Annotated in this window: 18 protein-coding genes; 5 read left to right on the top strand and 13 right to left on the bottom strand. The window is 39.2% G+C overall.

Features of this window, described 5'->3' with window-relative positions:
• Positions 1–27: 27 nt before the first annotated feature.
• The 4 genes from CRO54_RS13410 to CRO54_RS13395 all read right to left on the bottom strand — a co-directional run bounded on the left by CRO54_RS13410 (position 28) and on the right by CRO54_RS13395 (position 8,494).
• A complete protein-coding gene (locus CRO54_RS13410) occupies positions 28–3,537 on the bottom strand; it encodes a T9SS type A sorting domain-containing protein (protein WP_097132589.1) in 3,510 nt (1,169 codons plus the stop codon).
• A 403-nt stretch (positions 3,538–3,940) separates the two neighbouring features.
• Positions 3,941–6,298, bottom strand: a complete 2,358-nt coding sequence (locus tag CRO54_RS13405) for a phosphocholine-specific phospholipase C (protein WP_097132588.1) — start codon at positions 6,296–6,298, stop codon at positions 3,941–3,943.
• Between the two features lie 118 nt (positions 6,299–6,416).
• Positions 6,417–7,286, bottom strand: a complete 870-nt coding sequence (locus CRO54_RS13400) for an aldose 1-epimerase family protein (RefSeq protein ID WP_097132587.1) — start codon at positions 7,284–7,286, stop codon at positions 6,417–6,419.
• Positions 7,287–7,516: 230 nt separating this feature from the next.
• On the bottom strand, positions 7,517–8,494 hold the full coding sequence (locus CRO54_RS13395; protein WP_097132586.1) for a 2-hydroxyacid dehydrogenase: 978 nt from the start codon (positions 8,492–8,494) through the stop codon (positions 7,517–7,519).
• Positions 8,495–8,627: 133 nt separating this feature from the next.
• Between CRO54_RS13395 and CRO54_RS13390 the strand changes: the two genes are divergently transcribed.
• The 3 genes from CRO54_RS13390 to CRO54_RS13380 all read left to right on the top strand — a co-directional run bounded on the left by CRO54_RS13390 (position 8,628) and on the right by CRO54_RS13380 (position 11,725).
• Positions 8,628–9,434 carry a CE1 family esterase gene (locus tag CRO54_RS13390; protein WP_138765830.1) on the top strand — a complete coding sequence of 269 codons (807 nt, stop codon included), beginning with the start codon at positions 8,628–8,630 and terminating at the stop codon, positions 9,432–9,434.
• Between the two features lie 61 nt (positions 9,435–9,495).
• Positions 9,496–10,410: a TIGR01777 family oxidoreductase gene (locus tag CRO54_RS13385; protein WP_097132584.1), complete on the top strand. Its 915-nt coding sequence runs from the start codon at positions 9,496–9,498 to the stop codon at positions 10,408–10,410.
• Positions 10,394–11,725, top strand: a complete 1,332-nt coding sequence (locus CRO54_RS13380) for a cryptochrome/photolyase family protein (protein ID WP_097132583.1) — start codon at positions 10,394–10,396, stop codon at positions 11,723–11,725. The genes CRO54_RS13385 and CRO54_RS13380 overlap by 17 nt, the downstream gene beginning before the upstream one ends.
• 19 nt (positions 11,726–11,744) lie before the next feature.
• Here CRO54_RS13380 and CRO54_RS13375 read toward each other — a convergent pair whose 3' ends face one another.
• From CRO54_RS13375 to CRO54_RS13340, 8 genes are all read right to left on the bottom strand, one after another.
• The gene (locus tag CRO54_RS13375) at positions 11,745–12,650 is read right to left on the bottom strand and encodes an FKBP-type peptidyl-prolyl cis-trans isomerase (RefSeq protein WP_171047912.1); all 906 of its coding nucleotides are present in this window, start codon (positions 12,648–12,650) and stop codon (positions 11,745–11,747) included.
• A gap of 7 nt (positions 12,651–12,657) precedes the next feature.
• Entirely contained in the window at positions 12,658–13,092 is a 435-nt protein-coding gene (locus CRO54_RS13370) for an FKBP-type peptidyl-prolyl cis-trans isomerase (protein WP_097133093.1), read from the bottom strand.
• 281 nt (positions 13,093–13,373) lie between these two features.
• On the bottom strand, positions 13,374–15,155 hold the full coding sequence (locus CRO54_RS13365; protein ID WP_097132581.1) for an acyl-CoA dehydrogenase family protein: 1,782 nt from the start codon (positions 15,153–15,155) through the stop codon (positions 13,374–13,376).
• A gap of 73 nt (positions 15,156–15,228) precedes the next feature.
• Positions 15,229–15,579, bottom strand: coding sequence for a four helix bundle protein (locus tag CRO54_RS13360; RefSeq protein ID WP_097132580.1), 351 nt, complete (start codon positions 15,577–15,579; stop codon positions 15,229–15,231).
• A gap of 139 nt (positions 15,580–15,718) precedes the next feature.
• The gene (locus CRO54_RS13355) at positions 15,719–16,894 is read right to left on the bottom strand and encodes an acetyl-CoA C-acyltransferase (RefSeq protein ID WP_097132579.1); all 1,176 of its coding nucleotides are present in this window, start codon (positions 16,892–16,894) and stop codon (positions 15,719–15,721) included.
• A 60-nt stretch (positions 16,895–16,954) separates the two neighbouring features.
• On the bottom strand, positions 16,955–17,305 hold the full coding sequence (locus CRO54_RS13350; protein WP_097132578.1) for a four helix bundle protein: 351 nt from the start codon (positions 17,303–17,305) through the stop codon (positions 16,955–16,957).
• Positions 17,306–17,341: 36 nt separating this feature from the next.
• On the bottom strand, positions 17,342–19,729 hold the full coding sequence (locus tag CRO54_RS13345; protein ID WP_171047911.1) for a 3-hydroxyacyl-CoA dehydrogenase/enoyl-CoA hydratase family protein: 2,388 nt from the start codon (positions 19,727–19,729) through the stop codon (positions 17,342–17,344).
• A gap of 2 nt (positions 19,730–19,731) precedes the next feature.
• Positions 19,732–20,169, bottom strand: coding sequence for a MarR family winged helix-turn-helix transcriptional regulator (locus CRO54_RS13340; RefSeq protein ID WP_097132576.1), 438 nt, complete (start codon positions 20,167–20,169; stop codon positions 19,732–19,734).
• A 435-nt stretch (positions 20,170–20,604) separates the two neighbouring features.
• Between CRO54_RS13340 and CRO54_RS13335 the strand changes: the two genes are divergently transcribed.
• Positions 20,605–21,732, top strand: coding sequence for a BamA/TamA family outer membrane protein (locus tag CRO54_RS13335; protein ID WP_097132575.1), 1,128 nt, complete (start codon positions 20,605–20,607; stop codon positions 21,730–21,732).
• A gap of 88 nt (positions 21,733–21,820) precedes the next feature.
• A complete protein-coding gene (locus tag CRO54_RS13330; RefSeq protein ID WP_097132574.1) occupies positions 21,821–24,004 on the top strand; it encodes a penicillin acylase family protein in 2,184 nt (727 codons plus the stop codon).
• Position 24,005: 1 nt separating this feature from the next.
• Here the strand turns inward: CRO54_RS13330 and CRO54_RS13325 are convergent, their stop codons facing one another.
• Positions 24,006–24,788, bottom strand: coding sequence for an O-methyltransferase (locus tag CRO54_RS13325; RefSeq protein WP_097132573.1), 783 nt, complete (start codon positions 24,786–24,788; stop codon positions 24,006–24,008).
• Between the last annotated feature and the right edge of the window lie 118 nt (positions 24,789–24,906).

Genomic DNA, 24,906 nt, shown 5'->3' with positions numbered 1-24,906 from the left:
TCACAAAAGCCTTATTGAAGCTCAATTTCAATGTTTTACAACTTTTAGGAGTGCAACAAAACTGTTAGACGAAAATTCTGACACTTTAATGAAATAAAACCCCGGCGTTAAAACTAAAACATCTAACTCGTAACCTCTATTCAAGTCCGATTTGGATACTTGCTGACTTATCAATTTCTGCCCTGTTACATTATACAATACGAGTTGGTATTTGTCGTCCTTCAAATTATTTACCTGCACAGTAAGCTTATCCTTCATCGGATTTGGGAATGCAGTAGCTACATTATTTTCGCCAAGCACAAAATTGACTACCACAGGCTCCGTAGGTGTTTCGTTACCGTTTCCATCTATCTGCACCAATTTATAGTAGTTTCGCCCCATCAAAGGAACCGCATCCAAAAAGGAATAAGCACCCACTTCTTTCGCCAAAATATCTCCCAGCAAAACATACTTACCGTCATCTCCAGCACGGTACAACTTAAATACTTTTGCACTAGAATTGTTAGCGATAAGCCAATTCAACATCACCCCTTCATTCTGTTTTTTCCAAGTGAAACTCAGCAAACCAACTGGCAATACAGTTGGCGGCTCTACCAACAAACTGAACCTACCAGCACCTAAAGTTTGCGCATTAGTAATATCAATACTAAAATGATGAGCACCCCCAAGCGTAATTGGAGTGGTTTTCTGCAAATAATTATCTTTCAACTTCAACAAATAACCTTGATGATATTCATCCAAATTGAATTGCATAACGTAATTACCGGATGCAGCAGCTGAGACATTTAAGCCAATTTCCATCGCATTAGTGCTAAGCGGCAAAAAATTGATAGCCAGTTTTTGCGCATCTGCCAAGGTGGAAATATTGACCACTTCTCCATCAAAATGTGAGGCATCTTCTTCTGTGTAACTAACACTGCTATTTTGGTCGAAAACAATTACAGTTTCATCTTCTCCATATGAATTAACTGGTTTCATGTTAATTCGCACTAAGTTTTTTGGAGTAGCTAATTGTGTCGGTACCGACTCTTGGGATCTGTTAGGCACCGACATTGACAATATGGTAGGCTGTTGAGTTACTGCCTTGACATTTTCTTTAAATTTTAAGGTACCAGCGGCAGAAGTCTGAACAAAAAATGCCTGTCCAGAGGAAATATACCTGGTACCGCCCATAGTACTCACGTCGTTAATATAGGTAGCATAACCCCTAGCCACAGGATTCCATATCCAAATGGCATTGCTTGCCGTTCCTTTGTCGGCACCCCAGTTACTAGAGCTCCAATCTATAGTTGCCGCATAGGGATTACCCAAAAGATTAAAATTATTCGCCGCACTATAGGTTAACGTAGCACTTACATCTTGCTGGTTCAGTACTCCTTCAAAATCCATTACAACAGTTTCCGCATCTGGATAAGGCGGATAGGTTTTTAAAGCGATATTGTTTCTATTACCCCTATAAAGCATGTACATCCCCCTACCCGCATTTACTGTTGTATTTATATTTGTAACCCGCATATAGCCCGAATCATAATACCAAGAACTCGAATTATTATTGTGCGTAGGATCGAAACCATTAGCCGCACCACCAGAACCAGAGACGATAATATCATCTATCAATTGCGCAAACTTTGCACTTCTATTTCCTTCTACATCTGTATTTACAAAAGTGGTGGTGTTATCATAAACTGGAGAAGACAACATTCGATAAGTACGATACGGATTAACTGTTCCTCCCTGAACGTAGCGTTCTACCGTTACTCTTCCTTCTATTTTTGCCGCAGATGGAATTGATGCCACCTGAGCAGTACTTGCTTGGCTAGAAGCTAAGGTCAAGAAATTACCTGTGTTAAAAGCGCCAGCAGTCACCGTTAATACACCTGTCAATCGTAAAGCTCCGTTCAGCGTTACACCAGCAACATTATTGAGTTCCAAATCCATTATCGCATTGGTAGAAAAAACATTTGATGGTATGGTTTGAGCAGAAGCGCCGTTAAAAGTAACTTTTCCAGAACTTGTTGCAATAGTACCTGCACTGCTGATTGCCCCAGCTACCTGTAAATTACCGGCACCACTTACGGTTAACGTACGACCAGAGGCGATATCTAGATTGTTCGCCGAACCGCTACTAGTTAAAGTTGGATTATTATAAACCTCCAACGTTGGTATCGAGACATTAACAGCATTAGTTGGGAGCACGCCATTACACCAATTATTTGGGTTAGACCAGTCTGCGCTTACATTTCCCGTCCATCGGCCTACACCAGTACTTGTAACCGTTGTGGTAAGAACCGCACTGCAGCCATTCCTACTGATAGTAACTGTATATACTCCCTTAGCATTATCCGAATAACTTATTACCGGATTTTGCTGCGTAGAAGTAAAACCATTTGGACCCGACCATGAATAAGAAGCTCCATCAATGAAATTTGCGCTTAATATTAGAGAAGCCGCAGCGCAAACTGGGCCATTATTACCCGCACCACTTAGATTGGGGCTAGCGCCTACAACAAAACTTTGGCAGCCAGTCAACTGATTTCCTGAAACATAGCCAACACTCAAATTCTCACGCAATGTATAGAGTCTATAATAATAAGTAGTTGCATTTGTTAAACCAGCGTCATCATAAAAAGTAGCATTGGGCGAAGTAGTTGCTAAATGAGTGTATGTATTTCCACCATCTACAGACCTATAAATCACAAAACCAGCTTCATCGGCAAAGCTATCCGACCAATTTAATCGCATTCCAGTCGAACCCACACGAGTAAAAGTTAGAGAAGTAGGGGCACTTAATTCCGTTGGATTAAAAGTATAAGTTTGTCCACTAGCAGGCTTAGTAGAAATATTACTAACCTCAACTAGGTGGTCAGCCGCAGGATTAGTACCTGTACCATTCAACGACAAGAAAACACCTGAGGTTCCGGTAATACCTACTGATGCCGAAGCAGCTGCACTAACATTCCCCCCCTGCTGTCTATACATAAACTGAACATTTCCATTTTCATACAATTTAGCTTGAAAAGAAATTACTGATGTTGGCGTAACAACTCCTAGAAAATCTATAAGTGCTGAACTTCGATCCCACCTCATTAAATTCCATTGCACCGTAAAAACCTTAACACCCATTACAACCGAAATATTATGAGAGATATTTCCAGCCCCCAACCCTGTACCTAAAGCACCAGGAAAAACAGCCAAATCATCCCATAGCGGAGCCAATATAGGCCTAACACCTCCAGAACTCAGATTATTATCTGGCGCACTATCAGCAGTGTTACTTAAAGATATCCAACCATTTGTACTTATCCTAACATTAGTATATCGTTGTCCCATATACCAAAAATCAAAACCAATTGAAATACTAGAAGACACAACATCATCAGCACCTCCGGCAAAAACTTGAGTTCCGCTAATATCAGCATACGTTCCTCCATTAGCGGCAAAAACGTAATTAGTAATATTCTGCCCATAAGAGCTCAAAGAAATTAGAAAGAAAAAAAGGACAAAAAATCCTCGCTTAAACATTAAAGAAACGGCCATAACATTTTTATTTAAAAGTGTACGGCACTTACATTTAGTAAACGTGGATGGAGAGAATAGCGTTAAAAAAATTACAATAGGGATTTTGAGCGAAAAAAATCACTAAATGTAAATGCATCAATAAAGAGTAGCACCTTGGTTAGAATAGAGATAAGAGAAGCGTCAACAAAATAAACGAGCGTAACCGGCAATTAATCTATTTAAACTTAAATGCAACTAAGAGTGGAGTAATTAAAAATACGGAAAGTTTGCATAAAGAAGAAGAAAATACTCAAAAAGAGGTATTTATACATTTAAAAAGAATTTATACCTGTCAAAAACATCAGCCATTACCCCACACGGGAATAAAACAAAAAATTTAGCATAGCCAACTACTTATTTAATTGTAAAAATGAAATAAATGCTATAAAACTCCTCCCATATACGGATCAGTTATACTTTCTTTATCTGTTTCTACGTGACCTGCGTAGTGTTTTCTGTAAGTTTCAAATCCATTTACCGTCAACAGAAAATTATACCAATGGTGATATTTTTTCAGATTTAGCGTAATAATTTTCTTCGTTCCGGCAGTCAACTTAATAGTTTTATGGTTCACTTTGTAAACATCATCTTCAATATTAACTACCAGCGGTTGATCCCCCTTATTCTCCAATAGGAGCTGCAAATTACCAGAATTCTTTTTTAAGACTCCCTGTTGTTCGAATAAGCAATTAACCAACAAATCTGGGTCGGCTTTGCTACCCGAAAACCTACGGTAAAATCCGTTTGGACCATGTACCGTCAAGTCATATTTCCCTTCTGTAAAAGCTTTAATCTCCCAGTTATCCTGTAAACGATCGTTAGCTTTTACAGCAATGTACCAATTCCTACCTTGCTCGCCGCTGTAAGTATTTGCCGCCGAAACATTAAAAGGAGCACCAACGCTTTTGGTATCCGTCACAAAATCAAGCACCACACTAGTTTTTGCTTCGTTTAAGCGTGCATCAACCATTAAATGATACGGCAATGCGCAAGCAGGTTTCGTTCCTTTTTCCTGTTTTGCCATCAAGGCTGACGAACTCCCCTCGAACGCATGATACCTGTTGATCTTCACGATATCTTGCTCTTTAAGCGCATGTGGTTTCTCCTGTTTAGGCTTTCCTTTTACCTGCTGGATATGGTTAATAACCTTATCTCGTACCAGCGGATTTGGTTGATGCAATTTCTCTCCGTGATAAGGTCTGAATATCGAAGTCATATCACCACAAACTGTCCTACGCCAAGTACTGATTTGCCCACTTTTGAGTTGTTTGCCAGTTTTGCGATGCAGAAATTTCTCCAAGAACATCAAGGTACTGGCGTGGTCAAATATTTGTGAATTTACATAACCACCTCTACTCCAAGGCGAAGCTACAATCATCGGTACACGATAGCCCAAACCTATCGGACTACCTTCATCCGATTCATAATCCGAGGCAGTATCAATACCTTCCGAAACCTTGCCACGAGCAGCTGTATTTGGTTTTGGAGCTACAAACGGAGGCATGTGGTCGTAATAACCGTCGTTCTCATCGTAATTAACAATGAAAATCGTCTTCTTCCAAACCTCCGGATTTTTAGTTAAAATATTTAAAGCTTCCGAAACATACCAAGTGCCATACAAAGGCGAACTGGTATGGTCTGAAAACCGTTGAGGCGCCACCAGCCAAGAAACTGTAGGCAGCTTTCCTTCGTTTACATCTTTCCTAAACTGATAAAAAATATCGCCCTTTGGCACTTTAACAACATCAACAGTTCCGTCATCAACTATAGAAACGGGAATGGACTTCAATTCCAAATAATCTGCGGCATTGATATTAGTCGTAAAAGCTTTATCAATTAAATTCTTTTCACGATTACTTAAAGCATTGTATTTCTTTAAAACTTCTTCGGCAGATAAGTTTGGCGTAACCGTTTTGTCGCCATTCTTTCTAAAATAAGCCGATAATTTCACTTGATGCCTTTTGACGTACTCCAATGCATTATCACCATAATTCCCTAACCAATCGTCAGTTTCTGAAGGTAATTTAGCTGTCCAGATTTCATTCTGGTAAACCCGCCAATCCACACCGTTATCTTCTAACAATTCTGGAAAAGTTGGCCAATCCACAAATTTATTGGTATGCGATTCTGCTTGATAATTACTTACCACAGGCCGTAAAGATTTATCGTTTGGATTTGGACGAACATTACCTGTCCAATAGAATAATCGGTTAGGCGTAGTACCTGTTAACGACGAACAGAAATGGTGGTCACAAACGGTAAAAGCATCCGCCAATGCGTAATAAAATGGTAAATCTGCTCGCTTGTAATACGCCAAAGACATTACTGATTTTACCGGAACCCATTTATCATATTTTCCCTCGTTGCGAGCAGCAATTTGGTCGGGCCAAGAATGCGCCAAACCTCCCTGCCAAGTCACTTTAGTTTTATTAAGGTCGATGTGGAAAGGCGTATAAGCATTTCCTTTGGCATCTCGCTGCAACCAAACCTTATCTTTATTAGGCAAAATATGTGGATGCGGGTCGTTAAAACCACGAACTCCTTTCAAAGTCCCAAACATATGGTCAAACGAACGATTTTCCTGCATCAAAAAGACTACATGTTCTGCATCGTAAAACGTAGTTCCAAGATTTGGGTTAATCGCTAATGCTCTTTGAATCGCCTCTGGCAAAACGCTAGGCAATGCAGCAGCTCCCGACAAAAGGCTAGCTTGTTTAAGAAAGTTTCTTCTTGTAGTCAATGGGTAAAATTGAAAGTAAATAAATCTGTCGTCATCCTAAACTTGTTTTGCTTCGCAGCTACTTCTTGGTCAGAGCCTGTAAAACTGATGCTGAAATAAATTCAGCATGACGAGAACACTAAAAACAACAAACCTCCCAGCTTCTTTCCCAAGTTTCGCCAGCCGCTAGTTTTTCTATCCCTTCCTTATCTTCTAATTGCTGATTGTGATTTACGCCGTCGGCAACACCGCACCAAGGTTCTAAGCAAACAAAATCTGCATCTATGGCAGCCCAAATCCCAAAGTAAGGGAAACCTTCGAAATGAAAATTCAATCCGTTATAATTCTTGGTATTCAATAAACGGATATGATTACTTTTCAAGTTCTTAAACACTAAAGCATCTCCATAAAAAAGCTCATGTGTTAGCGGCAGTACTTTATCTTTTAATTGGATGGTTGTAGTTTCATCAGCAATCAAATTATCTTCGATGTGATGAAAAGTTACCTCATCATCGTTATTAAATTGCAAATAATAATCAGTGTAAGTGCCTTCACTATTTAATGGCGCCGCAAATGCGGGATGCCCGCCGATAGAAAAAAGCATTGTTTTATCGCTAGGATTAACCACCTGATAAGTACATTGCAAGCTTGCTCCGCTAAGACGGTAACGCAATGTCAACTCAAACTCGAAAGGATAATTTTTCAGTGTTTCTTCGGTATGCCTAAGTTTGAAGGCAATTTCTGTAGTACCAATCAATTCGTACGCAAACTCCATGTCGCGGGCAAATCCGTGACGTGACAAATTATATTTATCTCCCTGATATTCGTAGGTATTTTCTTTAAGTGCACCAACAATTGGAAATAACACGGGACTAAACTTTCCCCAGAACTGCGCATCGCCACGCCACATATAATTAACGGAGCTATCTATGCCCACAATGCTTTTTAGCTCCGCCCCTTTTGTAGAAAAGTCGATGGCTAGATGCTCATTCCTAATAGAAACTATCATGAAATAAAAATAGAATTTTTATAGATAGCTTTTCTAATTTTTAACAAATGCTAACAGTTACTCTCTCTGCCCTTTGGGCATCTATCCCTTTTAGGGAAAGAAAGTAGCGAAATGTCTAAACAACTTTGTAATTCTCTCTCTTTTAAGGAGAGATGGCGAAGCCAGAGAGGGTAACTTATAAAGTTCCCATCCACTCTTCTTCCAAATAAATGCCTAGAGAGAGTTTAAAGCTATTTATAAACCTCTGGATTGATCACTTGCGGCATTCGTTCGCCCTTTAAAGCAGCCACAATATTTTCGGCAGCCATCATGGCCATCTTTTCTCGAGTCTCTTTTGTAGCAGAGCCTATGTGTGGCAATACACAAACATTTTCCATATTTAACAGTGGATTGTTGCTATCCATCGGCTCGGGATTAGTCACATCTAAACCTGCACCCCAAATCGTTCCATTCTGCAAAGCCAATAGCAGGTCTTCTTCATTATGTATTGCGCCTCGAGCAGTATTGATAAAAATCGCATTCGGTTTCATTTTACTGAAAGCACTTTTATCAAAAAGACCTTTGGTTTCCTCAGTTAAATTCACATGTACAGTTAGCACATCGCTTTGTTGTAAAAGCTCATCGAACGATAAATATTTTGCGCCAAGTTCTTTTTCCGCCTGTTCGTTTCTATTCCTATTGTGATAAATGATATCCATTCCATAGGCTGCTTTAGCTTTCTTCGCCATCTCCAAACCAATTCTCCCTAAGCCTAACACGCCTAAAGTTTTACCATATAGCTCTTGTCCCAAATTTTGCATAGGGTCGAAAAAATTCCACTCGCCACGTTCAATACTTTTATGCATATAAAAAGCGTTTCGAGCAACAGACAGCATTAACAAAAAGGCAGTATCAGCCGTTGCTTCACTCAGCACATCTGGAGTATTACTGATAGGCATACGATGTTTATTCGCTGCTTCTAAATCGACCTTATCATAACCAACACTCATTAAAGCAATACCTTTCAACTGCGGACAAGCACCTAAAAAATGTTCATCAATTTGATTTGGCCCCACGCTCAACAAACCTACATGACCTTCGCACATTTTAATCAACTCATCTTGAGAGATATTTTTAAGCTCGGCATAAACGGTGGTTTCGTAGCCGGAATTTCTTATCAATGCCAAAGCATCATCGCTAATACGACGGGTAATTAAAACTTTCTCCATATTGTTTTGAAATGCTTATAAAATTAACGCTTTTTATTTGGTATTGTTTAGAAGAAATAGCCCTTTTCCATATCCAATCAAAGTTTTTACTTTATCAATTAAACCTTACAACAGAACTGAACTCTATGAAAACATGCAACCGAACCACACCTTAAAAGCAAAAATCTGGACATTGTTAATGTTCATTTCCATAGGAACTGCCCTAGCGCAAGAGTTACCTAAAACCTTAGAATGGACTATTAAAGGTCAAATCCGAAAAGCATTGGTCTATATCCCAGCATCGGCAAAAACCAAACCTACACCAATCATTTTTGCGTTTCATGGTCATGGCGGCACCATGCTTAACATGTTCCGCACAAGAGGTTTCGAAAAGCTTTGGCCAGAAGCAATTTTCATTTGTCCGCAAGGATTAAATACTGTAGGTATACTAACCGACCCAGAAGGTAAAAAAAGTGGCTGGGTAATGAGCAACCAAACCAACGACAACCGAGATTTACAGTTTTTTGATGCGATGTTGAAAACACTTCGTACCGATTACAACATAAACAATAGCCGCATCTATGCCACAGGGCATTCTAACGGTGGAGGTTTCACCTATTTACTTTGGACTACTAGAGCAAATGAGTTTGCAGCATTTGCGCCAACTGCTACCGCTGGAGGAAAATTAATACCACTGCTAAATACGCCAAAGCCAGGTTTTCACCTAATGGGCGAAGCCGATCCTTTGGTTAAACCTAATTGGCAAAAAATCACCTACAACAAGATTTTACGCATCAATGGATGCACGCAAGAAGGCAGTAAATTAGACAGTAACATCACTGCCTACACAGGCAAAAACGGAAATGATTTCGAGTTGTTCATTCATAGTGGTGGTCACGAATACCCAAAAAATGCCAACCAACCCATTATTGATTTCTTTAAAAAATATACAAAGAAGTAGACAAAAAATGGCTTAATGCGTCAAAAATCAAACTAAACCTTAACTTTAGGGTTTTAGGTTTATGGCAAAAAATATTCTAATTGCAGGTGCCACAGGTCTAGTTGGCGAACAGCTCATTTCAAAATTACTGGCTGATGGACATCAAATTTCCATCTTAGCAAGAAAAGCTTTTCAAAAAGAGGGCGTTAAAGTATTTCTTTGGGATGTCTACCAACAAACGATAGACAACCAAGCGCTAGAAGGCATTGATACCATCATTAATTTAACAGGAGAAGGCATAGCCGATAAGCCTTGGACCGCTGAACGCAAACAACAAATTATTGATAGTAGGGTAAAATCTGCTGAGCTAATTTTTAGGGCAATAAAAGAAACCAATGCTACTGTGGAAAGTTATATCTCGGCTTCTGCGGTGGGGATATACGGCGACAGAGAAGATGAGGTTTTGGACGAAGAAAGCTTGAATGGAACTGGATTTATGGCCGACTGCTGCATAGCTTGGGAAAAAGCAGCCGACCAATTCATTACCTTAGGCATTAGAGTCGTTAAAGTTCGTATTGGAATTGTATTGAGCGAAAAAGGTGGTGCATTAGCTTCAATGGAAAAGCCCGTTAATTATTTCGTTGGTGCTGGCTTAGGCACTGGCAAACAATGGATGCCTTGGATACACATTGACGATTTAGTGAATATTTTCGTACATGCAGTAGCAGACAAGAACATGTTCGATGCTTATAATGCTACCGCTCCATCACCTGTTACCAACCAAACTTTCACTAAAACTTTGGGAAAAGTACTACGCCGACCAATTTGGCCATTTAACGTTCCAAAATTTGTATTAAAAGCAATTTTGGGAGAAATGAGCATCTTACCTTTAATTAGCACCAATACTTCTGCACAAAAAATGCTAAACACAGGTTTTCAATTCAGATATTTGAACCTTGAAGAAGCATTAAAAGCTATTTATGAACACAAAAAATGAGAAACCTGCCATCAATATTTGTTGGTTAAGAAGAGATTTAAGATTAGCCGACAATGCAGCATTATACCGTGCTCTAAAAGGAGACAAACCAGTACTGTTAGTTTTCATTTTCGATCAAAACATCTTAAATCAATTAGAAAACAAAGCTGATGCTCGGGTAGATTTCATCCATCAGCAATTGTCAAAAATCAATGAACAGCTGATTAAAAAAGGCTCATCACTTTTAGTTAAATATAACACGCCTGAAAAAGCGTGGGAAGACATAATAAGCGATTTTAACATCCAATCGGTATATGCCAACCATGATTATGAGCCTTATGCCAAAAAACGCGACGAACACATTTCCGCATTATTGAAAACGAATGGCATTGCATTTCAAACCTATAAAGATCAAGTGATCTTCGAAAAAGATGAGGTAAAAAAAGCTGATGGCACACCTTATACGGTTTTCACACCTTATTATAAACAGTGGCAACTGAAGTTAAATGAATTTTATCTAAAGTCTTACCCAACTGAAAAATACCTCAAAAATTTACATCAAACAAAAGCGTTTAGATTTCCGTCTTTGTCGGATATCGGTTTCGCCAATAGCGACGTTAAATTCCCGTCCGCAAACTTTGCAGAAAAGTTAGATGGTTACGAAAAAGACAGAGATTTTCCTGCAAAAAATGCGACTACACATATAGGTCTTCACTTACGATTTGGCACAGTAAGTATTAGAAAGGTAGCTAGCGAAGCAATAGCTCAAAAAGCAGACAAATGGGTTTCTGAATTGGCATGGCGAGAGTTTTACATGATGATTTTGTGGCACTTTCCGCATACTGTAGACAAATCATTTAAACCAGATTACGACCGTATTCAATGGAAAAATAACGAAAAGGAATTTGAACTCTGGTGCAAAGGCGAAACGGGCTATCCATTAGTAGATGCGGGAATGCGAGAACTCAACGATACCGGTTTTATGCACAACCGTGTACGCATGGTAGTGGCCAGTTTTTTATGCAAACATTTGTTAATTGATTGGCGTTGGGGCGAAGCCTACTTTGCAGCAAAACTATTGGATTATGAGCAGGCTAGCAATGTTGGTGGTTGGCAATGGGCTTGCGGAAGTGGTAACGATGCTGCTCCGTATTTCAGGGTGTTTAACCCAGAGCTGCAACTCAAAAAATTCGATCCGAAGATGGAATACGTTTTCAAGTGGGCTCCAGAATACAGAAAAGCTTTATTACCAGTCCCAATTGTTGAACATGACTTTGCCCGAAAAAGAGCATTAGAAACTTACAAGAAAGCATTAAATGAAAAAGTCCCGAGTTAATCGGGACTTTTTTTTTTTATTAATTATTAGTAACTGTCGTAATATCTATAGTAAAATCAAGTACAGCATTTGGAGGAATAGGACCACTACCAGAAACACCATAACCTAATCCCGAAGGAATGAATATTCTAACTTTAGCTCCTTGCTTAAATAATGGAAGAACTTTACCCCAACCTTCTATTACATCAGTAAGCTTGGTAGAAAATGAATCTCCAGCATCAAATTGTGTTCCATCTAATAATTTTCCAGCATATTTAACTACAAGTGTAGAATGTTCATCAATAACTTCCGTTCCAGTACCTGGAGTTAGCTCCTGATAATAAACACCAGACGAATGTTTTACAGCATTAGTAATATTATTAGCTGCCAAAAAAGTTATAATTCTATTATCATCCAATTCGGCTTGAGTTTTATAAGTACTCGTTTTAATATATAAATCAATTATTTCATTCGAAGGAATGGTGCCAGCTCCATTTTTACCAAAAGCTAAGTGAGAAGGCAATATTACCCTCACAGTGCCTCCTGGTTTTAATGCTAATACAGCGGTCCTGATAGTAGGTATATTATAAGAAGTTGAAGACAGTGAACTATTGTAAAAAGAATTTAAATAACCAACATAGTTGCTTAAATTAGTATAAGTCGGTGACTCAAGATACTGCGTTCCGCTTAAAAGTGACTTAACTGTAATGTTATAAAATACAAGATCAGTATTTTTAAAGTTTTCTACCGTTCCTGCTCCTTGCTCAACAACTTTATAATAAGCGCCGGTTCCATCAGGCTCAACATTTTGTAGGTTATTTTTAGCAATATAGTCCTTTATTTTGGCTTCATCTATACTTTCGATACTTTCATACTCCTTTTTACAAGAAGAAAAAATCACCAAAACACTAAAAAGTGCCACGATGTATGTAGTTATTTTACGCATTAAATTTTTATTGTGCATTATGTAAATCGATAGTAAAGTCTAAAACGGCATTTTTAGGGATCCCTGCGCCTGGAGATTGATTTCCATAAGCTAAAGTAGATGGACTAATTAATCTGATACGTCCGCCAACTTTAATTAAAGGCACTCCGATAGTCCAAGCAGGAATTACTCCCGTTAAAGGAAATCTTACGGTAGAAGTGGCTTGGTCGAACTGAGTTCCATCCAGCAATTTACCTGTATAAACTACCCCAACAGTAGAAGCGGCAGTCACACTAGCACCTTCACCAGGTGTAATAATCTGATAATACAAGCCAGAACTGTGTCTCACAGCCGGAATGTTATTTTTAGCAATAAATTCTACAATTAGAGCTTCATCTTTCGCAGCTTGCTCCTCGGCATTATAATTATCCTTACTACAAGAACCGATTACTGTGGCAATCATAACTAGCATCAGTAATAGCCTAGTTTTTAACTTCATTCAGCAAAAATAAACTTTTAAACCCGATGCTACAATATTTAACCAAATTTAACAGTTTTTTAGGGATTTAGGGATTAGGGATTAGGGATTAGGGATTAGGGATTAGGGATTAGGGATTAGGGATTAGGGATTAGGGATTAGGGATTAGGGATTAGGGTGGGATGCCCCGAAATAAAAAAGGTTTAAAGCTTGGAATAAAATTATCCAAGCTTTAAACCTAGCTCCTAATATCTAGCAACTAATCCCTAAAAAATATACTTATTCGCTTCGATCACTTGCTGCGCTACATTTTGACGGGCTTGTTTTACATTGAAAGGCTCCATCTTCGTAAATCTACGCAAGCCAACCAGCATCATACGTAATTCATCGCCTTCACCAAATGCCCAAAGCGCTTCTTTACCTGCTTTAGCCACGCCATCAACTGCTTCTACAAAATAAATGCGCATTAAATCTAATTGGCCTTTAGCTGCTGCTTCGCCTTTTAAGCTCACCAACTTTTCTGTACGTAGCATTGCTGATTCAGCCACATAAACATAACTTGCCATATCGGCGATGTTCATCAAGATTTCTTGCTCTTTGCTGAGGCTCATCATCAATTTTTGCACCGCAGCGCCAGCCACCATTAACGTTGCTTTCTTTAAATTTTGCAAGGTCTTTTTCTCTGCCGCAAATAAAGTATCATCTTCTTCACCAAAATCTGGAATTGACATTAATTCGTTTGCTACCGCAGTTGCTGGGCCCATTAAATCTAACTCGCCTTTCATGGCACGTTTCAGCATCATATCTACAGTTAGCAAACGGTTAATCTCGTTCGTACCTTCAAAAATTCTGTTGATACGGGCATCGCGATAGGCTCTGTCCATTGGCGCATCTGCACTGTAGCCCATACCACCGTAAATTTGTACACCTTCATCCACCACATAATCTAACGCTTCCGAGCCCCAAACTTTCAAAATGGCACATTCTACTGCAAATTGCTCTACCGATTTCAGTTTTGCCTTACCCGGCTCCATTCCATCAGCTACTAAAGCATCGTAAGTATCATCAATGTTTTGTCCAGCACGATAGTTTGCTGCATCTACGGCATAAACTTTAGCTGCCATCTCGGCGATTTTATAGCGAATAGCTCCGTATTTAGAAATAGACCTTCCAAACTGTTGACGCTCGTTGGCATAATTTACCGCCGTACTAATGGTTGCTTTTGAAGCACCAATTGCCGCCGCCGAAAGTTTGATACGACCAATGTTTAATATGTTTACCGCAATTTTGAACCCGTTCTGACGGTCGCTCAGCATGTTTTCTACTGGTACTGGGCAATCATTAAAAAATACCTGACGGGTAGACGAACCTTTAATACCCATTTTATGTTCTTCTGGGTTCATGGTAATGCCACCGAAATCACGTTCTACGATAAATGCTGTCAAGTTTTCATCATCGTCAATCTTCGCAAAAACGATAAAGATATCTGCAAATCCACCGTTGGTGATCCACATTTTTTGCCCGTTAATGATGTAATGTTTACCATCATCGCTCAGTTTAGCTTTTGTTTTTCCAGAGTTTGCATCAGAACCTGAATTGGGTTCGGTTAAGCAATAAGCTGCTTTCCACTCACCTGTTCCCAATTTAGGAATGTATTTTGCTTTCTGCTCTTCATTACCGTAATACAAAATTGGCAAGGTTCCAATTCCCGTATGTGCCGATAAAGCTACTGCGAATGAATGTCCGGCGCCAACTACATCAGCCACCAACATCGAAGTATTGAAGTTTTTCCCAAAACCTCCGTATTCTTCAGGCACCGAAACACCTAAGATACCCAGTTCGCCAGCTTTGGTTAACAGAGTCGGCATTAACTCTGGGTCTGCATGACTGTCTAATTTCTCTAAGTTTGGATAAACTTCGGCAGTTAAAAAATCGCGACAAGTCTGCGCAATCATTTGCTGCTCTTCATCAAACTCTTCTGGAATAAATACATCGTGATAAGAAGTTTCCTTAATTAAGAATTCTCCGCCTTTGATTGTTGCTTTCATTTTATTTAGTATCTAGTAGCGAGTATCGAGTATCAAGACATAGTTTGTAAACCCAAGCGTCGCAGTGTTTAATTTAAATTAGTTTTCGTTCTAAAGAATATATCATTTTTTGTACTTCTTCGGTTTTGTCAATTAATTCATTAGCGGATTTGTCATTCAACAAACCCAATCTGTTCGAAACAATTAGTTGTGTTTCTAATTCAAATGCAGAACCCTGACCTATCGTCAAAAAATGTTTGAATTGTGCATTACTCCCTCTACCTGCGCCTTCTGCTATATTTGATGGAATTGAAACTGAACATCGTTTCATTTGTGATATCAACCCAAATTTTTCGTCTGCTGGCAAGGATGCCATAGCTTGGTAAACCTCAACCGCTAAATCAATAGATTTTTGCCAAACCTTTAAATCTTTAAAATTGTGCATGATTTTTTTTAGTATTAAGTAGAGAGCATCAAGTATCGAGACTTATATATAATTCAAATTTTGAGTTATCTCTAAAATTATTGGCGATTTATAAATTAGCATTTTGTCGTTCTTGATACTCAATACTCATATCTCGATACTACATTATCTCAAATATCCCCGCTGCTCCCTGTCCTGTTCCTACACACATCGTTACCATGCCGTACTTTTCATTTCTTCGTTTGGCTTCGTTAAATAACTGCACCGAAAGTTTAGCTCCAGTACAACCCAGCGGGTGACCTAAAGCAATTGCACCTCCATTTACATTGATTTTACTTTGATCTAAACCTAAGGTTCTAATGATGGCCAAAGACTGCGAGGCAAAAGCTTCGTTCAGTTCAATCAAGCCAATTTCGTCTTGTTGCAAACCAGCTTGTTTTAGTGCTTTTGGAATTGCCTCAATTGGACCAATACCCATAATTCTTGGAGGCACACCAGCTACTCCGTAACTCACTAAACGAGCAATTGGCTCTGCACCCAATTCTTTCATTTTTTGTTCAGAAACCACTAACACAAATGCAGCTCCATCAGAAGTTTGTGAAGAATTACCTGCTGTTATACATCCATTAGCCGCAAAAACTGGTTTCAGCTTTGCTAAACGTTCAATCGTAGTATCCGCTCTCGGACCTTCATCGGTATCCACCACGTAAGATTTAGTTTTCTTTTTCAGTTGGTCATCTAAATAAGTTTCGTTTACCGTAATCGCAGCGACACCAGCTTTCAAATGACCATTCTTGATTGCTTCAATAGCCTTCATGTGCGATTGAAAAGCAAACTCATCTTGGTTTTCTCTACTTACATTGTATTCTTTTGCTACCGCTTCTGCCGTTAACCCCATTCCCCAATACCAATCTGGGTTAGTCTTAGCTACATCTGGGTTTGGCACTAATTTCCAACCACCAAATGGCATTCCCGACATTACTTCTACACCACCGGCGATGATACAATCGGCCATGCCGGCCTTAATTTTAGCTACCGCAGTGGCAATGGTTTCTAAACCTGATGCACAATATCTGTTTACCGTAACTCCTGGAACTTTGTCGGTGTCCAAGCCCATTAAGCTAATCATACGACCGATGTTCAAGCCTTGTTCTGCTTCTGGAGTGGCATTCCCCACAATCACGTCATCAATTTGCTCTTTATCTAAATTCGGCACCGATGCTACCAATTGTCTAATTACATCGGCTGCCAAATCATCAGCTCTTGTAAAACGAAATACACCACGAGGTGCTTTACCTACGGCTGTTCTAAGTCCTGCTATTATGTATGCTTCCATTTTTTTTGGATTAAAGATCAAGGAACAAGGAATAAAGACCAAGCGCCTTAACCAATACTTCTAATTCAATGTTTTTCTAAAAACTGTTATCTTCTTTTGTAACTGAATAAGGTCTGCTATAATCGGTTCTACATCAATAGAATTCACAATTGCTAATTCTGCTGATAATAAAAGTTGCGTTTCCAACTCAAACAAAGAACCTAAAGCGATGGATAAAAAATGTGCAAACTCCTTATTCGATGACCTCGACGAACCTTCTGCAATATTAGAAGGAACAGAAACGGCACATCTAGAAATTTGAGAGATTAGACCAAATTTCTCCGAAGGTGGAAACTTCGCTAAAAGTAGATAAACCTGTTTGGTCACCTCCATTCCTTCTTTCCAAGTTTGCAACTGTCTAAAATTATGCATCCTGTCTTTATTCTTTACTCCTTATTCCCTGCTCCCCTAGTTTCTCAACGGTTTCCCCTTCGTCACAATGCTTTGTATCCTTTCCAAAGTTTTCCGCTCTCCGCAAAGCGATAAAAAGGCTTCCCTTTCCAAATCCAATAGGTATTGTTCTGTTACTTCCGTTGGAGAAGATAAATCGCCACCGCACATTACCCAACCTAATTTTTCAGAGATTTTCTTATCGTGTTCAGAGATGTAGTTACCCGAGTACATGGTATTTGCACCTGCGTAAACAATGCCTAAACCTTGCTTACCTAACACCTTAATATTTTTACGCTGAACTGGTTTGGTGTAACCTGCGTCGGCTAATTCGATTGCTTTAGCTTTGGCGTCGGCAATTAAGCGGCTTCTATTCATGCTAATTGAGTATTTATCTTTTTGCAAATAACCCAACTCATACGCTTCTACTGCAGAGGTTGACACTTTCGCCATACCAATGGTTAAGAAGCGATTTTTTAACGCATTTTGTACAATCTGGTCATCTGCAAATTCATCAGATGCTCTTAAGGCAAACTCTTTAGAACCGCCACCTCCTGGAATTACACCCACGCCAAACTCTACCAAGCCCATATAAGTTTCGGCACTTAACTGAACGTGGTCGGCATGTAAACTAAACTCGCAACCACCGCCTAAAGTTAGGTTATGAGGAGCCACCACTACAGGAACTGAGGAGTAGCGAATACGCATTGAAGTGTTTTGGAATAGCTTCACCGCCATATTCAATTCATCCCATTCCTGCTCTACCGCCATCATGAAAATCATACCCACGTTGGCACCAGCAGAAAAATTAGCGCCATCATTTCCAATCACCACGCCACGGTAATCTTTCTCCGCCATATCAATCGCTTTGTTGATTGCCGTTAAAGTATCGCCACCAATAGTGTTCATTTTCGAGTGGAACTCTACATTCAAGATACCATCGCCTAAATCAATGATAGAAGCGCCAGCATTTTTGTAAAGTACCTTATTGTTTGCTTTTAAGTTCTCAAGAATAATAAAATCGGCTGTGCCTGGAATTTCCTTGTAAGTCTTCGAAGGAATATCGTAGTATTTCTTCACGCCATCTTCCAATTTGTAGAAAGACGTGTGCCCTGCAGCCAACATCTCGGTTACCCAGCCTGCAGGTTCGTTGCCATATTTTTTCATTCCCTCAATGGCATCGGCTACGCCAACTGCATCCCAAACTTCAAACGGACCAAGCTCCCAGCCAAAACCAGCACGCATAGCGTCATCAATTTTGTAAAGCTCATCCGCAATTTCGGGAATACGGTCCGAAACATATTCGAACAATCCGAAGAAAGAAGTGCGAAACAATTCGCCCGCCTTATCTTTTCCCGCAGCAAAAACTTTCATTCTGTCGGCTACCTTGTCAATGTTTTTAGTCATTTCCAGCGTAGCTGATTTGATTTTTTGCTGAGGTTTGTATTCTAAAGTTTTTAGGTCGAGCGCTAAAATCTCACTCTTACCCTCTGCATTTTTTATTTTTTTGTAGAAACCTTGTTTGGTTTTATCGCCCAACCAATTGTTCTCTGCCATTTTTTCAACGTAGGCTGGCAATTTGAACAAATCGTGTGCTTTATCATTCGGCACATTATCGTACAAACCTTTAGCCACTTTCATCATGGTATCTAAACCAACCACATCCGATGTACGGAAAGTAGCCGATTTTGGTCTGCCCAAGGCTGGACCGGTAAATTTATCTACTTCCTCAACGGTTAAATCTAATTTTTCTACCGAATGCAACAAAGCCATTATAGAATAAACCCCAACCCTATTGGCAATAAAAGCTGGCGTATCTTTACACAACACGGTAGTTTTTCCTAAGAATTTATCTCCATAGTGCATCAAGAAATCTACAACCTCGGGCTTAGTATGCGGCGTTGGAATAATCTCCAACAACCTCAAATAACGTGGCGGATTAAAAAAGTGCGTACCGCAGAAATTTGCTTTGAAATCTTCGCTTCTGCCTTCGGCCATTAAATGAATTGGAATGCCCGAAGTGTTTGAAGTAATCAACGAACCAGGTTTACGATATTGCTCTATCTGCTCAAAAACTTTCTTTTTGATATCCAAGTTCTCCACTACCACTTCTATCACCCAGTCGTACGCAGCAATTTTCGACATATCGTCATCGAAATTTCCAGTGCTAATTTTCTGTACTACTTTTTGCGAATAAATAGGTGACGGATTACTCTTCACCGCAGCTTGCAAAGCCTCATTTACGATTTTATTTTTTTGCTGAGGACTTTGTTGTTCTTCTTCTGTAGCCTTAGCTGCAATATCTAACAATAAGACTTCTACTCCAATATTAGCAAAGTGGCAGGCAATACGGGAACCCATAATACCTGATCCTAAAACTGCTACTTTCGTTATGCTTTTGTTCATTATTATTTTTTTGCTGGCGGATAAGCCAATGTTAACTGGTTAATTTTTTCTAAAGTGGAAATCAATTGCTCTCTTTCTTTGGCACTTATTTTCTCATTTAAGTACTCGTTAAAAGAAATCACCACATCACGGGCAAGCTTTCTTTTTTCTATTCCAAAGGGCGTTAAATAAACCTTTACCGAACGCTTATCTCCTTCGGAAGTCTCTCTATAAATCAACCCCGATTCTTCCATATTGTTTAGCATTCTTGATAAACTGGTAGCTTTTACACCGAGCAATCCGGCCAAGGCAGAAACAGCCGTGCCTTCTGCCTCAATATTAATGAGCATATAGCCAATGGCCTGTGTAATGCCAAATCCAGCTGCGACTTGGTTGTAAGTGTTCGACACATTTTGCCAAACCACCTTAAGGAAATAATCTACGGTTTCTTTCTGCTTCATCAAATTACTATGCTTGCATAACAAATCTATAGAATTGATTTTTATTATGCAAGCAGAATATTAATTTTTTATTTAAGCTTTTTGTTTCGAAGGATTAATTATTTTTTTTTTAAAACATCTAAGAATGAAGTGTTAATTCTTTTCCCGATGATGTACGCAGATTTGAACCGCAGATTTAGCAGAGACAAACCTTCAGTTGATATTTTTTTTGAAAAGCAGTGACAGTGATATTATTTACAGAAAGTCCGGCTGTACGCTACAAGTCCGCACTCGCTACACTCGTTTGCGGGCTTTCCGCTACCATCCGGTTTAGTAGGCAAAGTCATCTCTACGTCTAAAGTTCCCTCCTAGCATTTCCAAAAAGCTTCTTGCAATGATTTAATAAGAAAAATCAAGATTACCCTAATCCACAGAAATTCATTTACTTTGTAGGTAATGAAAAAATTAGCACTTACGGTTGTTATCTTTTGCTTAGCTAACACCAGCTTTGCTCAAAAGAAACTTATCGAGAGAATTTTCTCCAATGAAAAAGATACTACCCGTAAAGCTAGCTTTATGCCTATCCCCGTATTCGGATACGCACAAGAAACTGGCTTCGAATTTGGTTTGGGAAGTATTTACTCATTTTATGTAGACAAAGCAGATACCAATAATCGCAGTTCCAATTTTTTCGGCGCAGCTTCTTACTCTACCAAAAAAACATACAATGTTACCTTACGTGGTGATGCTTGGACCAAGCGCAACGACTATCATTTTATAGGTGAAATACGCTTTAGAAATATGCCATTTAACTTTTATGGCATTGGCAACAACACTTCACATATTGACGAAGATAAGTTGGTACAAAGAATGGTGAAAGTTCAATTTGATGCTGAAAAAGCTTTCGCCAAAAATACTTACACAGGGGTATCTATCGGTTTTGAGAATTACAAATTCACCGACCAAGAAGTTGGCGGTGTTTTCAACAACAGTTTGCGTGACAAAGATGGTGGTTCGGTTTTATTTGTGGGCTTATCACAAAGTTACGACACTAGAAACTCTAACAATTACCCTACAAAAGGTTTTTTCGGTCGTATCAGTTATCAGTATGCGCCTGCAATATTTGGTGGCAACAATTTTACTGGGAGCCAAATCAAGGTCAATGTTCGTAATTTCTGGTCTTTAGCACCAAAAATTGTGTTAGGTGTTCAAGGATTATACCATACGGTACAAAGTAGCAATACCTCATTTTACTTGTTGCCTCAAATGGGCAATGATGAAATGATGCGAGGCTATTATGGCGGTCGTTACAGAGATGAAAACCTATTGGCAGCTCAAGCGGAAATCAGGTATCGTTTTATGGAAAGATTGGGAATGATTGTTTTTGGTGGTGCAGGAAAAGTTTTTGCCAATGAGGAGACTCAACTGCTTAAAAATTTCAAACCAAATTATGGTATCGGTGGTCGTTATTTCTTTGACCCAGCAAAAGGTTTGAGTGTACGCTTAGATTATGGTATTGGTGAGAAACGTACCAACGAAAAACGCCAAAGTGGTTTTTATATCAGCTTTGCTGAGGCATTTTAGTCACTGTAGCATCTAAGATACCTGCAAACATCTTTGAGCAGATTTTGTTAATTTCAATTAATTTTTAGTTTAAGTTAATCCTCAACTGATGAAAAACTGTTTCCTTTTATTTTTTCTCTCTCTTCCAATTTTCGTACTGGCACAGGAACCCAGTTCGAAAGAAATAGGCGATTGGATCAAGCAAGCGCAACAAATAGAAATCATTAGAGATAAATGGGGCATTGCCCATATTTACGGCAAAACTGATGCAGATGCCGTTTTTGGGATGTTATACGCTCAATGTGAGGATGATTTTAAACGTATAGAACTCAACTATATCGAAAAACTTGGCAGACTTTCGGAAATTGAAGGAGAAAAAACGCTGTATAACGATTTACAAATCCGATTATTGATAGACAGTACGCAAGCCATCAACGATTATAAAAAAGCAGAGCCATGGATGAAAAAGCTGTTAGAGGCTTATGCAGACGGCATCAACTTTTATCTCTATAAAAACCCAAAGGTTAAGCCTGCCCTACTCACCAAATTTAAACCTTGGTATCCATTTCTATGGACAGATGGCAGTATCGGCGCTATCAGCACAGGTAATTTGACCATAGCAGAGCTTAAAAAATTCTACACCAACGAACACCCACCAACGGGTTACATCCCTCAAATTCGCGACCAGTTTAGTGGTTCTAACGGATTTGCCTTTGCGCCTAAAATGAGTAAAACTGGCAATGCCATGCTGTACATCAATCCGCATACTACCTTTTACTTTAGACCCGAGATACACATGCAAAGCGAAGAAGGGTTGAACGCTTATGGAGCCGTAACTTGGGGACAGTTTTTTATCTATCAAGGTTTTAATGAATTTTGTGGTTGGATGCATACCTCAAACAATGTGGATGTTGCCGATATGTATATCGAAAAAATCACCAAGTTTAATAAAACCACCTATTATACTTTCGACAAAAAACTTTATCCAATAGGAATTAAAGAAATCGAGATTAAATATCTAGAAAATGGTGCTCTTAAAACCAAAAAATTTGAAACCTACTTTACGCATAACGGTCCAATAATGGCCATGAGAGATGGTAAATGGATTAGCCTGAAACACCAGAACCAAAATCCTCAAAGTTTATTGCAAAGTTGGGTACGCACCAAATCTAAAAGCTTCGAGGATTATCAAAAAGCAATGGATTTAACTGCCAATGCATCAAACAATACGGTTTATGCTGACGCAAAGGGAAACATTGCTTATTGGCATGGTAATTTTATTCCCAAAAGAGATACGGCATATAATTGGAGCGAACCTGTAGATGCAACTACATCGGCAACTGCTTGGCAAGGTTTGCATCCGGTAAGTGAGAGCATACACATTTACAACCCGAGCAATGGTTGGCTGCAAAATTGCAACTCCACTCCTTTTACGGCAGCTGGAGGCAACAGTCCGAAAAAAACGAGCTACCCAACTTATATGGCACCAGATGGTGAAAACTTTAGAGGTGTAGCAGCATTAAGGTTATTGAACAAGCCTAGTAAGTACGATTTAGATGGTGTTATTGCTATGGGTTACGACACTTATTTACCTGCATTCGAAATATTAGTACCTGCGCTCATCAAAGCTTATGAGCAAATCCCTACTGAAAGTCCTTTAAAAGCGAGCTTAAAAGAACCTATTGCAGAGCTGAAAAAATGGGATTATCATTCATCCACTTCTTCTGTAGCCGCTACTTTAGCTATGGAATGGGCACCTCGTTTAAGCAGAAGTATACAAAATGTGTATGTTAACCAAGGCGAAAAGGATCAAGTGGCCAAAACCATTGACTTTGCCAAAACCGCAAAAGCAGAAGCTCTGCTCCAACCACTAAAAACTACCATGGATGATTTGAACAAACGTTTTGGCAAGTGGCAAATGCCTTGGGGAGAAGTCAATCGTTTTCAGCGCACAACAGGTGCAATCAACGAGAAATATGACGATGCTGCGCCTAGTTTCCCTGTAGCTTTCGGCTCGGCAATATGGGGGCAGCTGCCTTCTTATCGCAGCAACCAGTTCGGCACCAATAAACGTTATGGCTACAGCGGTAACAGTTTTGTTTGTGCTGTAGAGTTTGGCCCAAAAATAAAAGCGAAGTCTATTTTAGCTGGCGGTAACAGTGGCGACCCAACTTCGAAACATTTTAACGACCAAGCAGAAATGTACGCCAAAGGCGAGTTTAAAGATGTGCTTTTTTATAGGGAAGATATTTTAAACCACGTGGAAAGAACTTACAGACCTGGAGAATTGTAAATTAAAACTTCAATTTAAAATTTTCTTTGGCTTTTCCTTTACGGAAGTAAACCAAACCTATCCAAAACAAATCTACAGTAATGGTTACTTGAGGATGATTTTTGATTTCTTCCCAAGCTTGTTTCATGCCTTCGCTCCAATAAATATCGTCGAAAATGAGCAAGGTGTTTTCGGTAACTTTTGGTAAACACCAGTAGAAGTAATTTAGGGTTGCCTCTCTGGTATGGTTTCCGTCGATGTAAACAAAATCTAAAGTTTCTCGCTCTTCGATGGCTTTTGGAAGCAAATCATTGAAATTACCAACCTGCAGTTCTACATTTTTTAAATCAAGCTCTTGGAAGTTTTGATAAGCAACTTCTGCAGTTTGCGGGCAACCTTCTATCGTTAATACGTTTGCTTCTGGTTGTGCTTTTGAAAGATACGCCGACGTAATGCCCAAACAGGTGCCCAATTCTATGATGTTGGCCGATTGATGATTGGCCGCCAAGCGATAAATTAACTGCGCTAAACGTGGCGACTTAAGTGCATTCTTAGCAATTTGGGAAACTTTCTTTGTGCGATTTTTGTTGAGATGAGACCCAGCACCTAAATCGGTTACCGTGATTAAATGTTGGTCATTCAAAAGTTTTTTTCGCTGTGCTTCGATTTCTTTGTAATCATTTTTTACAGAAAAATCGTAAATTACCTCATCTGCGAGCTGATAAACAAATGGCGAGTGTGTACCATGTCTGGTTTTAGCTGTGAACTGATGTTTAAGGTAATCGGCGAAAAATTGTAGAACCATGTAGGCAAAAGTATAAAGTAAAAAGTGAAAAGTAAAAAGAAGAGCGAGCAGTAATAACGATTTTATAGTATGATGGTTTGGAATGGGAGTTTTTTTGAAGAGGTTTTTGTAAAATACC

The sequence above is a fragment of the Pedobacter xixiisoli genome (assembly GCF_900215335.1).
In the GTDB taxonomy this organism is placed as follows: Bacteria; Bacteroidota; Bacteroidia; order Sphingobacteriales; family Sphingobacteriaceae; genus Pedobacter; species Pedobacter xixiisoli.
This window is presented reverse-complemented; position numbering and strand designations above follow the sequence as displayed.